We start from the raw sequence: 13,839 nt of genomic DNA on the forward strand, positions 1-13,839 counted from the left end.
GGCTGGGACGGCTGGCCTTCAGAACGCACGGCCGTCCAGCGCGGCGGCGCGCGGAGAAAGGGACGAGCCGGCGGGCTTCATCTGCAACGCCGGCTTCTCGATGAAGTGCCAGGACAGCCAGGCCAGCACCAGCGTGCCGGCCACACTCAGGGCCAGCAGCAGGCCTAAAGGCTGGTTCTTGGTCAGCAGCAACACGCCCAGCTGCTGCACGGGCCAGGCCCAGAGATAGATGCCGTAGGACAGGTCGCCGAAGCGGCCGGCCTGGTTCAGCAGCGGCCAGGAGCGAGTGCCGATGAAGATCACGGTGGCCGGCACGATCAGCAGCAGCCCCAGCAGGTTGAACTTGGCGGCAATCGACGCTGCGCCCGCGGCGCACAACAGCGCCACCGTGCCAGCGCTTGGCTGGCGCCAAGCGTGCAAGACACCGGCGAAGAAGAAAGCGCTGAAATACGGCAGCAGCCGGATGCCGGGCCGCACGGCGCCGCTTTCGACCAGGGGCCCCACGAGCAGCATGTACAGGGGCCCAGCCACGCAAGCCAGGACAAGGACCACCAGGCGCAGACGGGCGCCGCTGGCCACGCCCAATGCCACCAGCGCCACGTAGCACAGGATCTCCAGCGGAATCGTCCACAGGGAGCCGTTCATGTGGGGCAAGGGGTTGCCTGGGAAGAAGCGACCGTCGATGTTGAGCAGCAGGAGGTTGGCCAGGTAAGCCGGCTGTGCCACGGTGCCTGTGGCGATGAAGGCCCCCAGCGTCGTGATCAGCACCACGGCGGCCAGCCCCGGCCAGATGCGCAGCAGCCGGCGCATTGCAAAGCGCTGCGGGTGCGGGTCTTTCAGCCAGCTCTTGCCGACCAGATAGCCGCTGATCGAGAAGAAAATGAGCACACCCAGGGCACCGTAGGAAACACTGCTGACGAGGTGCGGCTCCGGCCTGCCGGACAGCGCGAACTGGTGACTGACGAGGACCAGCATGGCGCCGAGCAGGCGCAGTCCGTCGAAATTGTTCTGGATGTGCATGGGCACGAGCGTAATGCGGAGGTCGGCGCTGCCTTTGTCCGCCAGACCGCGGCGTCAGACCTCGTAGGAACCGTTGATGCGGATGTCGCAGTCGGCGCTCATCGCCACCGGTGCAGCATCGACCCCACTGCCGTGGCTCAGGACCGTGATGGTTGTCGCCCCGGGATTGACCACGGCGGCAAGCTGGCCCGGGTACTTCAGCCGGCTGGCGATGATCTCCACCGGAATGGCTTCGGCCGATGCGGACGCCTGGAACGGCAGGCCGCCGATGACGAGGTTGCCCGAGCTGGCTTGGCCTGAGGGTGCCAGTCGCAGCGAGAAATGCACGCGGTTGCCGATGCGCGTGAAGCGGCCCCAACGCGCGGCATAGTTCGCACGCCCGGCACCGGCTGCATCCGCAAGCGTTGGCTGGAATGCACCCTCCTCGTACCAGTCCAGCACCTTGGGCTGGGCGCACTCCATGTTGCCGGGCTGCAGTCCGTAGCCCAGGACCGTGCCGGTGGCGGTGGCCTGCACCAGGCCCAGGATCACGTTGCTGCCTTCGTTTTTGAACGTGCCCGTCGAGGTGCCGCCGCAGACGGTGTTGCCGGACGAACCCGCCTCGAAGCAGACCTGCTCGGCACCGTTGCCTTCCCAGTCGCCGCCGACAAAGGTGTTGTACCGGCCGCCGGAGTCCACCGACAGGCCGCGCGCCTTGTTGTTCTGGCACACCATCCCGACGAAGGTGTTGAGCTGCGCGTTTTCGATGAAGCAGCCGTGGCGGTTGTTGTATTGCAGGTCGGCGTTGAGCAGCGTGCCGCCGTTGGCGTCGGCCAAGCCCGGTTTCGTGGACCGCTTGTCGCTGAGCACCAGGCCGTCACGGCCATTGTTCTTGGCCCGGATGTTGATGAGCGACCACAGGTTGGCATTGGTGCCGCCCGGGGTGCCGACACGGATGCCGTCCTGCCCCATGCCGTACACGGCCACGTTCTCGACGGCGCAGCGCGTGCCCTCGATCACGATGCCATCGCCGCCGTTGCCCGCGCGCCCCTGCAGCGTGAACCCGCGCAGGACCGAACACGGCGAGATCAGCCGGAAAGCCGGGCCTTTCAGGCTCGCGGCTTTCACCAGCGTGGTGGCCCCGTCGGCCGCCATCGCTTCGCTGTCTCCCGCGCCGCGCAGCGTGATGCGCTTGTTGACAACCACGGTGGACGTGATCAGGAACTTGCCCGCCGGCAGCACCAACTCTCCACCGGTGGCGGCCAGGGCCGCCAGGGCGGCGTTGAATGCCGCCGTATCGTCCGCAACGCCATTGCCGACTGCGCCGAACTCCAACACGCTGCGGGCTTCGCGCGGGCTCTCCGGGGCATTGCGTTCCGCCGCGCGGGCCTCGGCGGTCACCAAACCTACCACCGCGGCTCCGCCGGCGGTCAACAGCTCACGCCGCAGACGTCGCGCTTGACCGTCTTCCAGACTCGTCATGTCTCACCTTCTTTTCGTCACCCACTCGCAGCCGCGCCAGGGCGCAGCCCGGCCGGCTGTCACCGACGCCCGTACGTGTCCTCGAACCGCACGATGTCGTCCTCGCCCAGGTACGAGCCCGACTGCACCTCGATGAGCTCCAGCGGCAGCCGCCCCGGGTTGCGCAGCCGGTGCGTCTCGCCCAGCGGGATGTAGGTGCTCTGGTTCTCGGCGAGCAGCGTGACCTTGTCGCCGCAGGTCACCTCGGCCGTGCCGCTGACCACGATCCAGTGCTCGGCGCGGTGGTGGTGCATCTGCAGGCTCAAGGACGCGCCGGGCTTGACCATGATGCGCTTGACCTGGAAGCGCGCGCCGGCGTCGATGCTGTCGTACCAGCCCCAGGGCCGGTGCACCTTGCGGTGCAGGTTGTGCTCGTCACGCTCGTCGCCGTGCAACCGCGCCACGATCTTCTTGACGTCCTGGCTGCAGTCGCGCCGGCTCACCAGCACCGCGTCGGGCGTCTCCACCACCACCACGTCGTCCAGCCCGACCACGCCCACCAGGCGGCTGGTGGCGTGCACCAGGGTGTTGCGGCTGTCCGCGACGATGGCGTCGCCCACCACGGCGTTGCCCTGCTCGTCCTTGGCCGCGACCTGCCACACCGCGTCCCAGGCGCCCAGGTCGTTCCAGCCCGCGTCCAGCGGCACCATGCGCAGCGCCAGGCCGCTGCCTGGGCAGCGCTCCATCACCGCGTAGTCCACCGACTCCGAGGGCACGGCGGCGAAGGCCTCGCGGCCCGGGCGCACGAAGCGCTCGTCGATGCCGCGCGCCGCGAAGGCCGTGCGCGTCGCCGCGGCGATGTCGGGTCTGAAGCGCTCCAGCGCGCTCATCCAGGCCGAGGCGCGCAGCACGAACATGCCGCTGTTCCAGTAATAGCCCCCGGTCTCCAGGTAGCGCTGCGCCGTGGCGGCGTCGGGCTTCTCCACGAACTGCGCCACCGTGGCGCCGTCGGCGCGGATGTAGCCGTAGCCGGTCTCGGGCCGGTCGGGCGTGATGCCCAGGATGACGATGGCGCCGTCGGCGGCCATGCGCACGGCCTGCTGCACGGCTGCGGTGAAGGCCGCGGCGTCGGCGACGGTCTGGTCCGCGGGCGTGACCACCAGCACCGGGTCGGCGCCGCCTTCCAGCGCCTGCAGCGCCGCCAGCGTCAGCGCCGGCGCGGTGTTGCGCCCGGCAGGCTCCAGCAGCACCGCCGCGGGCTCGCACCGGATCTCGCGCAGCTGCTCCAGCACCAGGAAGCGGTGCTCGTCGTTGCCCACCACCAGCGGCGCCGACAGCTCGATGTCGCCGCCGCCCAGGCCCTGCAGCCGCCGCACCGCCTGCTGGAACAGGCTCTGGTCGCCCGAGAGCACCAGGAACTGCTTGGGAAAGCCGGCACGCGACAGCGGCCACAGCCGCGTGCCGCTGCCGCCGGCCATGATGACGGGGGCGACGGGAATGGAAGGATGCATGGAAGCCGGGAGAGGGCGCAGCCGCCAGCGGCCAGCCCGCAGTGAGAATGTGGAACGCGGGCAGTATAGGCCCCCCTTTGGGGTGACCCCGGCCCCGGCGGCGCCATGGACGCGCCGCGCGGTGCCATGGCACGCAGGCTCGAAGTCGCCCGCGCTGTCCGGGCCATGCCTGGGCGGCGGCTGCGGCCAGCGGCTCAGGACGAACCCGCCACCACCGCACGCAGCCACGGCATCGGGTGCCGCCGCTGCGCCACCCACCAGGTCAGCCCGAAGCGCAGGCCCATGCTGATGCTGAAGGCCATGCCCGCGCCCTCGATGCCCCACACCGGCACCAGCCCCAGCACCAGCCCCACGTGCACCAGGCCCGAGCCGACGGTGGCCAGCGCCAGGGCCCCGGTGCGGCGCGAGTAGAAGATGTAGTTGGTCACCATGAAGTACATGCCGTTGAAGGCCTGGCCCAGCGCCAGCCAGCCGATGACCTCGCCGGCATGCGCGAAGCGCTCCCCCGCGATCAGCCCCACCAGCCTCGGGCCGACCTGGAAGGCCAGCGCCGCGCCCAGCAGCACGACCACGAACCAGGCATAGGTCCAGCGCACGATGCGCCGCTTCTCCTCGGGCCGGTCGCGCTGCAGCCGCTCGTACAGCCAAGGGCCGTAGGCCTTGTTGAGGGCATCGAACACCAGGCCCATGGCGTTGGCCAGCTGCACCGCCACCATGTACACACCCGCCTCGGCCAGCCCCAGCTTGGCGTTGACGAGCACGCGGTCCAGCGCATTGAGCAGGAACAGGCCTGCGAAATGCGGCACCAGCGGCAGGCCGAAGGCCAGGGCCTCCTTGAGGTACGCCGGTCGCCACACCAGGAAAGCCAGCAACGCATCGCGCCGCAGCAGCGCCAGCGCCAGCAGCGCGAACAGCCCGGCCGTCACGATCTGGGCCGTGATGCGCCCGTCGGCGCCCTGCCCCAGCCCCACCACCAGCAGCAGCGACAGCGCCATGCCGAGCAGGCCCTGGGAGATCTGCAGCGTGCCGAAGCGCCGCGCCTCATGCCGGACCTGCCACTGGCCCAGGCGGATGTTGACGACCACGCCGCAGGCCGACACGAACACCGCCCACGGCAGCCAGCGCGGCGGCAGCTCCAGCGCCTGGGCCAGCGGCGCGCGCAGCAGCCACAGCACCCCCGCCGCCAGCAGCGCCGTGGCCAGCAGCAGCTGCAGCCCGGCAGCGATGAAGTCCCGCAGCGCCCGCGCATCGGGCGCACCGTCGTAGTACTTGCGCCCTGCGGCGCCGGCCACGCTCAGGCCCACCCAGGACTCCAGCGCGCCCAGCAGCACCATGAACATCGCCACCTCGCCGTAGCCCGCCGGGCCCAGGTAGCGCGTGAGCAGCGGCAGCAGCAGGAACGGGATCGCCGCATTGAGGATGTTCGACACCAGATACGTGGCCGCCCCGGAAAACAGCGCACTGCTCCTGAGCCGGGTCAGCACGATCGCCCCCCGGCTCAGCGGCCAAGTGCCAGGACGGGCGCGGTGTGCCCACCATGCCCGCGGAAACCGGCCCGACGGGTGGAGCCCTGGCTTCGCATAGCCCATCTGCGGACTCTATGTGCCGGTACAGAAATACGACCGGTCCATGCAACAGGTTTTCCGGAGGTACGGCGGCTGACGCTCGCGCCGCATTGCGCACCCACAGCCGCGCCTCGGGCTGCCTGGCAGACGGTTTCGATGGCTTTCCCCTCTCCCACAGTACGGCCGGCGCCGCCACACCGTTGCCCACCGCCAAGCCCGGGAGCCCATACGGCACTGCAACATTTGCATTCGAATTAGCAGAGTTTAGAGACGCCTTGTCACACCAAAGAGGGGAGTGAAGACACAGAAGCGGGGGACGACAGCGCCGGGGTGTCTGTGCTTGCAAGGTCGGGAAAACAATGGCGCATCGGGCCGCGCCAGCATGGGGAATGGTCGGTGTCGCGCCGGCCTGGGGCGCAGCCGTGCCGGCCGCGAGCGCGGCCTCCCGTGCGGGAATGCGCGGGCCGGCGCGCCGCGCGACGGGGCGTCAGCCGATGGTGGCGCCGGCCGCCTCAGCCGCCGGAGCGGAACTCCGGCACCAGCTCGCGCAGGCACTCGCGCACGGCGGCGTCGCCCTCGCGCGCGGCGGCCTCGCAGCGCTGCAGCCACGCGCCCACGCGCTCGCGCGCGGCGGCGTCGTTGAGCCGCGCGATGCGCAGGCGCTGGATGGGCGTGGGCAGCGTGGTGTCGTCGTCGGCGAGCAGTTCCTCGAACAGCTTCTCGCCCGGGCGCAGCCCGCTGAAGACGATGGGCACCTCGTCGGGGGTCATGCCGGCCAGGCGGATGAGCTGGCGCGCCAGGTCCACGATGCGCACGGGCTCGCCCATGTCCAGCACCAGCACCTGGCCGCTGTCGCCGATGGCGGCGGCCTGCAGCACCAGCCGCGCCGCCTCAGGGATGGTCATGAAGTAGCGAATGATGTCCGGGTGCGTCACCGTCACCGGCCCGCCGCGCGCGATCTGCTCCTTGAACTTCGGGATCACGCTGCCGCTGGAGCCCAGCACGTTGCCGAAGCGCACGGCCATGAAGCGCGTGCGCGGATGCTGCGCCGCCAGGTGGCTCACCACCAGCTCCGCCGCGCGCTTGGTCGCGCCCATGACGTTGGTCGGGTTCACCGCCTTGTCGGTGCTGATGAGCACGAAGCGCTCGGCCCCCTGCTCGGCCGCGGCCAGCGCGGCGTGCCAGGTGCCCAGCGTGTTGTTGCGCAGCGCGGCGCCGGCGTTGTCCTCCTCCATCAGCGGCACATGCTTGAAGGCCGCGGCATGGAAGACCACCTGCGGACGCCAGCGCGCGCAGGTGGCGCGCAGGTGCGCCAGGTCCTTGACGTCGCCCACCAGCCGCACCAGCGGCAGGTGCGGGAAGCTGTGGCCCAGCTCCTGCTCGATGCTGTAGAGGTTGAACTCGCCCAGCTCGTAGAGCACCAGCCGCGCCGGGCCGTAGCGCGCCACCTGGCGGCACAGCTCGCTGCCGATGGAGCCGCCCGCGCCGGTGATGAGCACCGTCTTGCCGTTGAGCGTCTCGGCGATGCCGGCCTCGTCCAGCAGCACCGGGTCGCGGCCCAGCAGGTCCTCGGGCTCGACGCTGCGCAGCCGGTCCACCGCGCTGCGGCCCTGGCGCAGCTCGTCCACCGAGGGCACGGTCAGCACCTGCAGCCCCGTGGCGGCGGCCAGCTCCAGCGCGCGGCGGCGCGCGGTGTCGGGCGCGCCGGGCATGGCGACGATGACGTGGGTGGCGTCGGCGCGGATGTCCTCGCGCGCCACGTCGGCCAGCGCGCCCAGCACCTGCACGCCGCCGATGCGCGCGCCAAGCTTGGCCGGGTCGTCGTCCAGCAGCCCCAGCACCAGCCAGCCCTGGCGGTGCACGCCGGCCAGCAGCATGCGCGCGGCCTCGCCCGCGCCCATCACCAGCGCGCGCTGCGGCACGCCGGGGCCGCCGCTCTGGCGCGCGTTCTCGTAGAGCATGCGGTAGGCCACGCGCACGCCGCACACGCCCAGCAGCGCCATCAGCGGATGCAGCGCCAGCACCGCGCGCGGCACCGCCTGCAGTTGCGCCATCAGCACCACCACGGCGCTGAGCGCACCCGCGGCGAAGCAGGCCGCGGCCAGCCGGCGCAGCTCGCTCACGCCCACGAAGCGCCACATGCCGCGCGGGATGCCCATGACGGCGAACACCGCCAGGTAGGCCGCGATCACGCCCAGCATCACCAGCGGGTCGTAGCCCGGGCGCGCGCTCCACCAACGCTCGAAGCCCAGGCGAAACAGGTACGTGAAATTCCAGGCCAGCGCGATGACCACGCCGTCGATGACCATGGACAAGGTTTCGCGCCGCGCGCGCCAGCGCGCCAGCACGGCGTCCACGCGCTGCCAGAGATAGCCGTTCATCGCGAAGCCAGCAGCCGCAGCGTGCGCAGCAGGATGCGCAGGTCCGACACCAGCGTGGCGCGGCCCGCGTAGGCCACCTGCTGCGCCAGCTTGGCGGGCAGCACCTGCTCGACGTAGGCGCGCTCGGGATCGGCGGCCCGGGCCAGCAGCGCGCCCTCGTCCAGGTGCGCCAGCGAGGCCGGGTCGGTGATGCCCGGGCGCACCGACAGCACCGCCGCGCGCAGCGCCGGCGGGTAGTGCGCGACGTAGCGCGGCACCTCGGGGCGCGGGCCGACCAGGCTCATGTCGCCCTTGAGCACGTCGATGAGCTGGGGCAGCTCATCGAGGCGGCGCGAGCGCAGCCAGTGCCCGGCGCGGGTGATGCGCGCGTCCGTGCCCACGGTCAGCGGCAGCCCGGCAGCGTCGGCGCGCATGGTGCGGAACTTGTGGATGCGAAAGGTCTTGCCATGGCGCCCGACCCGCTCCTGACGAAACAGCGCCGGGCCCGGCGAGTCCAGCCGAATCCACAGCGCGAGGCCCAGCAGCAGGGGAGACAGCAGCAGCAGCGCCAGCGAAGCGATCACCAGGTCAAACAGGCGCTTGGGCATGGAACAGATGCGGAAACAGACATCAATTGATGCAGCCTTTGATGCTAGCATCGTTGCTCAACGATCCGAGGAACGCGCGCCATGCGAACCACCGTGAACCTGGACGACGCCCTGGTCGAGCGCGCGCAGCAGCTCAGCGGCGTGCTCGAACGCTCGGCCCTGCTGCGCGAGGCGCTGCAGGCGCTGATCCAGCGCGAGAGCGCACGCCGCCTGGCGCGCCTGGGCGGCACCGAGAGCGAGCTGCAGGCCGTGCCGCGCCGGCGCCCCGGCGATGAGGGCGGCGCAGCGTGATCGTCGTGGACACGTCGGTGTGGGTGGATCACCTGCGCCATGGCGAGACCCGCCTGGTGAGGCTGCTGGAGGAGCAGCAGGCGGAAATCCATCCCTTCGTCATCGGCGAGCTCGCCTGCGGCAACCTGCGCGCGCGCCAGGAGGTGCTGGCGCTGCTGCAGTCGCTGCCGCGGCGCGACGCCTGCAGCGACGAGGAGGTGCTGTTCTTCATCGAGCGGCATGGCCTGATGGGCAAGGGCATCGGCTACGTGGACGCGCACCTGCTGGCCGCCACCCGTGTCGTGCCCGGACGCCGGCTCTGGACCCGCGACAAGCGGCTGCAGGCGCTGGCGGCGGCACAGGGACTGGCCTACGAGGAGCCGGCGCATTGAGCTTCAAGCCTCAGCCCAGCGCCCCGCGCACCGCCGCGATCACCCGCTGCACATCGGCGTCCGTCATGCGCGTGTAGATGGGCAGGCTCAGCATGCGCTCGTAGGCGTGCTGGCTGTGCGGGAAGTCCTCGGCGCGCAGCCCGTAGCGCTCGCGCCAGTAGGGATGCTGGTGCAGCGGGATGTAGTGCACGCTGCAGCCGATGCCCGCGGCGAACAGCGCCTCGATGCAGGCGTCGCGCCCGATGGGCGCCGCCTCGGCCAGCCGCAGCACGTAGAGGTGCCAGGCATGCGTGTCGCCGGCCCGCGGCCCTGGTGGCGTGACGACGGGCAGGTCGGCAAAGGCCGCGTCGTACTGCGCCGCGATCTCGGCCCGGCGCTGCTGGAAGCCGCGCGCCCGCGCCAGCTGGTGCAGCCCCAGCGCCGCGGCGATGTCGGTGAGGTTGTACTTGAAGCCCGGGGCGACGATCTCGTAGTACCAGCTCGGCACCTTGGCGGTGAAGCGGTCGAAGGCATCGCGGCTCATGCCGTGCAGCCGCATCACGCGCGCGCGTTTCGCCAGCTCCGGGTTGCGCGTCACCAGCATGCCGCCCTCGCCCGTGGTCATCGTCTTGTTGGCATAGAAGCTGAACACGGTGGCGTCGCTCTGCAGCGTGCCCACGAGCCGGCCGGCGCTGGTGGTGGGCAGCGCGTGCGCGGCGTCCTCCACCACCTTCAGGCCATGCCGCTTCGCGATGCCCAGGATCGACGGCATGTCCGCCGCCAGGCCGGCGTAGTGCACCGGCAGGATCGCCCTGGTGCGCGGCGTGATGGCGGCCTCGATGGCGGCCGGGTCGATGTTGAGCGTGGCCGGGTCGATGTCCACCAGCTTCACGTCCGCGCCGAGGTAGCGCACCACCTCGGCGGTGGCGGTGAAGGTGTGGGTGGTGGTGATGACCTCGTCGCCCGGTCCGATGCCCAGCGCCTCCAGCGCCAGGTGCAGCCCGGCGGTGGCGGAGTTGACGGCGATGGACTGCAAGGACTCGTCTCCCAGGAACTCGGTGAAGGCCTGCTCGAAGCGGCGCGCCTTGGGGCCGGTGGTGATCCAGCCGGACTTCAAGGTGTCCACGACCTCGGCAATTTCCTCGTCGCCGATCTCGGGCAGGGCAAAGGGCAGGAAGGCGTCGTTCACGGTGTTCTCTGAGTCAATCGGGTTTGGCAATCCAGCACAGCCGGTGCGTGCGCAGCCAGGGCAGCGCATCGAGCAGGCGGTGCAGCGCCGGATGCACGCGCACGGCCGCGCGCGCCAGCGGCGGCGCCAGCGTGACGCGGCGCGCCTGGATGCGGCCCTGCGGGAAGAGCGCGCGCACGCGCGCCAGCGGCACGCCGCGCACGTCGCGGTTGCGCGGGTTGTCGAAGGCGAAGTCGTACCAGAGCACGGCGCCGCCGGGGCGCAGCCAGCGCCACATCGCGTCGGCCAGCCGCTGCTGGAAGGCGTCGTCCAGCAGCGAGGAAAAGACGGTGCTCTGCAGCACCAGGTCCTGGCTGCCCGGGGCGATGTCCGCCTGCACCGCGTCGCCCAGCAGCAGCCGGGTGGCGGCGGGCAGCCGCTCGCGCGCGGCCGCATGGCGCTCGGCCAGCAGCTCGATGCCGCTGAGGTGCGGCGCGCTGAAGCCCAGGCGCAGCAGCTCCAGCAGGTTGTCGCCATGGCCGCAGCCGACCTCGGTCAGGCGCAGCCCCGCCACGTCGAAGCCCACGCGCTCGCGCAGCAGCGCGCACAGCGCGCGCTCGCGCTGCTGGCGCGCCAGCAGCACCTCCAGGCGCAGCGGGTGGTAGCGGTCGGCCAGGCCGGCGCGGCGCGCGTAGCGCTCGCGCACGGCGGCGGGCTCGTCGTGGCCGGGGGTGGCGCTCATGGCTGCCAGAAGCTCAGCGCGTCAGCTTGCTGAAGCGTTCGCGCCCGCGCCCGTGGCGCAGCACGTCCCACCAGCCCAGCAGCGTGCCGATGCCGTAGCCGACGTGGTGTGCGGCGATCACCACCGGCAGCCGCGGCAGCAGCGCCCAGTGGCCGTCGGCGGCCACCAGCAGCGACAGCGTGCCCAGCGCCGCGCCGTAGGCGGCGAGCCAGCCCAGCGGCAGCACCCAGGACGCGCCCAGCAGCGCCGCGCCGGTGAGCAGCAGCTGCCCGCCCACGAAGAGGCCCGGCACCAGCTGGCGCAGCGCCGCGGGTTGGCCGTGCTTCCTCATCACGAAGGGCTTCCAGTAGCCGTACTGCAGCCACTGCCGGAACAGCGCCCGCACCGAGCCGCGCGGCCGGTACAGCGAGCGGATGCGCGCGCTCTGCCACACCCGGCCGCCGCCGCGCGTGATGCGCAGGTTGTGCTCGTCGTCCTGGTTGCGCACCAGCTGCTCGTCGAAGCCGCCGAAGCGCGCGAAGCTCTCGCGCGGCCAGGCGCCCAGGTACACGGTGTCGGCCTCGCCCTCGTAGTCGAGCTGGCGCGAGCGCGCCCCGCCGCTGACCCAGCGCGACTGGAAGGCCGCGGCGATGGCGCGCTGCCACGGCGCCGCGCCTTCGGCGCGCCAGGGCCCGCCCACCACCGCCGCGCCGCTGCGCTGCAGCGCCGCCACGCACTGCGCCACGTAGTCCGGCGCGTAAGTGGTGTGCACGTCCATGCGCACGATGATTTCGCCCCGCGCCGCCGCCAGCGCCCGGTTCAGGCCGCAGGAGACGATGCGCCCGGGGTTGTCGATGACGCGGATGTGCGCATCGGCCGTGGCCAGCCGCTGCAGCTCCTCGCGCGTGCCGTCGTCGCTCTGGCCATCGGCGATGAGCAGCTCCAGCGTCCACGGCGGCGGCAACTGCTGCGCGCGCGCCGAGGCGCAGAAGGCGGCGATGTGCCCGCGCTCGTTGCGGCACGGCACGATCACGCTGACCAGCTTGGGCGTGGCGGCCGTCATGGCGCGGCTCCCTCGGCCACCGGACGGCCCGCCAGCCGCAGGTACAGCGCGTACATGCGGTCCATGTGCTGGCGGCGCGAGGCGCGCTGCACGATCACGCCGCGGTTGTGGCGGCCCATGGCGTCGAGCTGCTCGGCCGGCAGCGCCTGCAGGGCCTGCAGCGCGTCGGCCAGCGCGCGCGCGTCGCCCGCGGGCACCAGGCGGCCACCCTGCAGGTCGATCCACTGCCGGTTGGCGGGCAGGTCCGAGGTCACCAGTGCCATGCCGCAGGCCATGGACTCCAGCACCGACACCGAGGTGGCGTCGCTCTCGGGCACGCTCACCGAGACATGGCAGCGCTGCATCCAGTGCAGCATGCCGGCGTCGTCCTGGCGGCCCAGGAAGCGCACGCAGTCCTGCAGGCCCAGCGCGTCGGCCCGGGCGCGCAGCTCGGCCTCCAGGGAGCCCCCGCCCAGCAGGATCAGCCGCACCGGCAGCTCCGGCCGGCGCTGGCGCAGCAGCGCCACGGCCTCCAGGATCAGCTCGATGCGGTAGTTGGGCTCCCACGCCCGCAGGCTCAGCAGCTTGAAGGTGCGGGCCTCGCGCACCCCGGGTGGCGGCAGGTTGAATCGGTCGGTGTCGGCGCCCCACAGCAGCTCTTCGCAGGGGGCGCTCACGCCGTACTCGGCCATGGCCTCGATCAGGTCGCGCGAGTCGCCGGTGAGCAGGTCGGCGCGGCGCAGTATCCAGCCCGTGAGCCGCCGCATGGCGCGGCTGCGCCGCGGCGTCACCAGCAGGTCGCTGCCCCAGGCGGTGAGCACCAGCGGGCGCCGTCCGCAGGCCGCGGCCCACAGGCCGTTGGAGCTGATGTAGTGGCCGTGCACCACGTCGGGCGCGATGCGCGCGGCCAGCGCGCGCACCCGCGGCAGGGCCAGGAACCAGCCCACGCCGTCGCCGCCCGGGCGGATGGCATGCACCGCCGCGGCGCCCGGCACCGGGGCCGGGCGCCGCGTGAGCACATGGCACTCGGCGCCGCGCCGGTTCATCTCCAGCACCCAGCGCTGCAGGTGCACGCTGTCGGCGTCGCCGGTGAAGAGCAGCCGCAGCGGCGGCGCCGCCGCGCCGGTCGTGGTGGCGGCGTTGGCCGCATCGAGAGTGACGCTGTTCATGCCTGGTCTCCCGCCCAGGCGCGGTAGTGCTCGCTCATTTCGGGATGGCGCTGGAGCAGCGCGCGGTCCACCTCGCGCACGTCGCCCACCACGCGCGCGGGCTGGCCCTGCACCACGGCGAAGTCCGGCACCGTGCCCGAGACGTAGCTGTAGGCCGTGACCAGCACGCCGCGGCCGAGCTTGCTGCCCGGGGCGATGACGGCATGCGGGCCGATGAAGCTGTAGGGGCCGATCTCGGTGGGGGCCTGGCGGTAGCCGGGCGGACGCGGGTGGCCGTAGTAGCCGCGCCCGCACACCCGCAGCGCGTGGTGCGAGCTGTGGGTGAGGATGGAGACGTGGTTGGTGATCTGGCAGCCCTCGCCGATGCTCAATCCGCCCGAGGCGTCGAGGAAGTTGAAGTGCCCGACGAAGACGTGGTCGCTCATGCGCAGGCTGTCCGGGTGCTCGATGTGCGCATGCGTGCTCACGCGCGTGTGGCGCAGCAGCCGGCCGTCGGAGGTGCGCCAGCCGTAGACCATGCGCGGCGCCAGCACGCAACTCAGCAGCGACAGCAGGGCTCTCTTGATCGACACGGCGGCGGGCTCGAAAAAAGGC

General features: G+C 71.9%; 13 protein-coding genes. 2 read left to right on the forward strand and 11 right to left on the reverse strand.

Annotation, left to right across the window (positions count from 1 at the left end):
* Window positions 1–18 precede the first annotated feature (18 nt).
* From HHL10_RS08860 to HHL10_RS08885, 6 genes are all read right to left on the reverse strand, one after another.
* Window positions 19–1,020 (reverse strand): acyltransferase family protein, encoded by a 1,002-nt coding sequence (locus HHL10_RS08860; RefSeq protein ID WP_169160001.1) that lies wholly within the window; start codon window positions 1,018–1,020, stop codon window positions 19–21.
* A gap of 54 nt (window positions 1,021–1,074) precedes the next feature.
* Window positions 1,075–2,481 carry a right-handed parallel beta-helix repeat-containing protein gene (locus HHL10_RS08865; RefSeq protein ID WP_169160002.1) on the reverse strand — a complete coding sequence of 469 codons (1,407 nt, stop codon included), beginning with the start codon at window positions 2,479–2,481 and terminating at the stop codon, window positions 1,075–1,077.
* Between the two features lie 59 nt (window positions 2,482–2,540).
* Window positions 2,541–3,971: a mannose-1-phosphate guanylyltransferase/mannose-6-phosphate isomerase gene (locus HHL10_RS08870; protein WP_169160003.1), complete on the reverse strand. Its 1,431-nt coding sequence runs from the start codon at window positions 3,969–3,971 to the stop codon at window positions 2,541–2,543.
* A 194-nt stretch (window positions 3,972–4,165) separates the two neighbouring features.
* Entirely contained in the window at window positions 4,166–5,560 is a 1,395-nt protein-coding gene (locus HHL10_RS08875) for a lipopolysaccharide biosynthesis protein (RefSeq protein ID WP_235971235.1), read from the reverse strand.
* A 488-nt stretch (window positions 5,561–6,048) separates the two neighbouring features.
* On the reverse strand, window positions 6,049–7,917 hold the full coding sequence (locus HHL10_RS08880) for a polysaccharide biosynthesis protein (RefSeq protein ID WP_169160005.1): 1,869 nt from the start codon (window positions 7,915–7,917) through the stop codon (window positions 6,049–6,051).
* Window positions 7,914–8,504: a sugar transferase gene (locus HHL10_RS08885; RefSeq protein WP_169160006.1), complete on the reverse strand. Its 591-nt coding sequence runs from the start codon at window positions 8,502–8,504 to the stop codon at window positions 7,914–7,916. Before HHL10_RS08885 ends, HHL10_RS08880 begins: the two co-directional genes overlap by 4 nt.
* 81 nt (window positions 8,505–8,585) lie before the next feature.
* On the opposite strand from HHL10_RS08885, the gene HHL10_RS08890 reads away from it, so the two are divergent.
* Both HHL10_RS08890 and HHL10_RS08895 read left to right on the forward strand, forming a co-directional pair.
* Window positions 8,586–8,795 (forward strand): type II toxin-antitoxin system VapB family antitoxin, encoded by a 210-nt coding sequence (locus HHL10_RS08890; RefSeq protein WP_169160007.1) that lies wholly within the window; start codon window positions 8,586–8,588, stop codon window positions 8,793–8,795.
* Window positions 8,792–9,166, forward strand: a complete 375-nt coding sequence (locus HHL10_RS08895) for a type II toxin-antitoxin system VapC family toxin (protein ID WP_169160008.1) — start codon at window positions 8,792–8,794, stop codon at window positions 9,164–9,166. The genes HHL10_RS08890 and HHL10_RS08895 overlap by 4 nt, the downstream gene beginning before the upstream one ends.
* 10 nt (window positions 9,167–9,176) lie before the next feature.
* Here HHL10_RS08895 and HHL10_RS08900 read toward each other — a convergent pair whose 3' ends face one another.
* Genes HHL10_RS08900 through HHL10_RS08920 form a run of 5 tightly spaced genes read right to left on the reverse strand, consistent with a single transcriptional unit; the run spans window position 9,177 to window position 13,817 of the window.
* Window positions 9,177–10,334 (reverse strand): DegT/DnrJ/EryC1/StrS family aminotransferase, encoded by a 1,158-nt coding sequence (locus tag HHL10_RS08900; protein ID WP_310734560.1) that lies wholly within the window; start codon window positions 10,332–10,334, stop codon window positions 9,177–9,179.
* A 13-nt stretch (window positions 10,335–10,347) separates the two neighbouring features.
* Window positions 10,348–11,055 carry a class I SAM-dependent methyltransferase gene (locus tag HHL10_RS08905; protein ID WP_169160010.1) on the reverse strand — a complete coding sequence of 236 codons (708 nt, stop codon included), beginning with the start codon at window positions 11,053–11,055 and terminating at the stop codon, window positions 10,348–10,350.
* Between the two features lie 13 nt (window positions 11,056–11,068).
* Complete coding sequence (locus tag HHL10_RS08910; RefSeq protein WP_169160011.1) at window positions 11,069–12,097, reverse strand: glycosyltransferase family 2 protein; 1,029 nt, start codon at window positions 12,095–12,097, stop codon at window positions 11,069–11,071.
* Window positions 12,094–13,245, reverse strand: coding sequence for a glycosyltransferase (locus tag HHL10_RS08915; protein WP_169160012.1), 1,152 nt, complete (start codon window positions 13,243–13,245; stop codon window positions 12,094–12,096). Before HHL10_RS08915 ends, HHL10_RS08910 begins: the two co-directional genes overlap by 4 nt.
* Window positions 13,242–13,817 (reverse strand): acyltransferase, encoded by a 576-nt coding sequence (locus HHL10_RS08920; RefSeq protein ID WP_310734561.1) that lies wholly within the window; start codon window positions 13,815–13,817, stop codon window positions 13,242–13,244. Before HHL10_RS08920 ends, HHL10_RS08915 begins: the two co-directional genes overlap by 4 nt.
* Window positions 13,818–13,839 lie beyond the last annotated feature (22 nt).

This window comes from Azohydromonas caseinilytica (assembly GCF_012927045.1).
Taxonomy (GTDB): Bacteria; Pseudomonadota; Gammaproteobacteria; order Burkholderiales; family Burkholderiaceae_C; genus Azohydromonas; species Azohydromonas caseinilytica.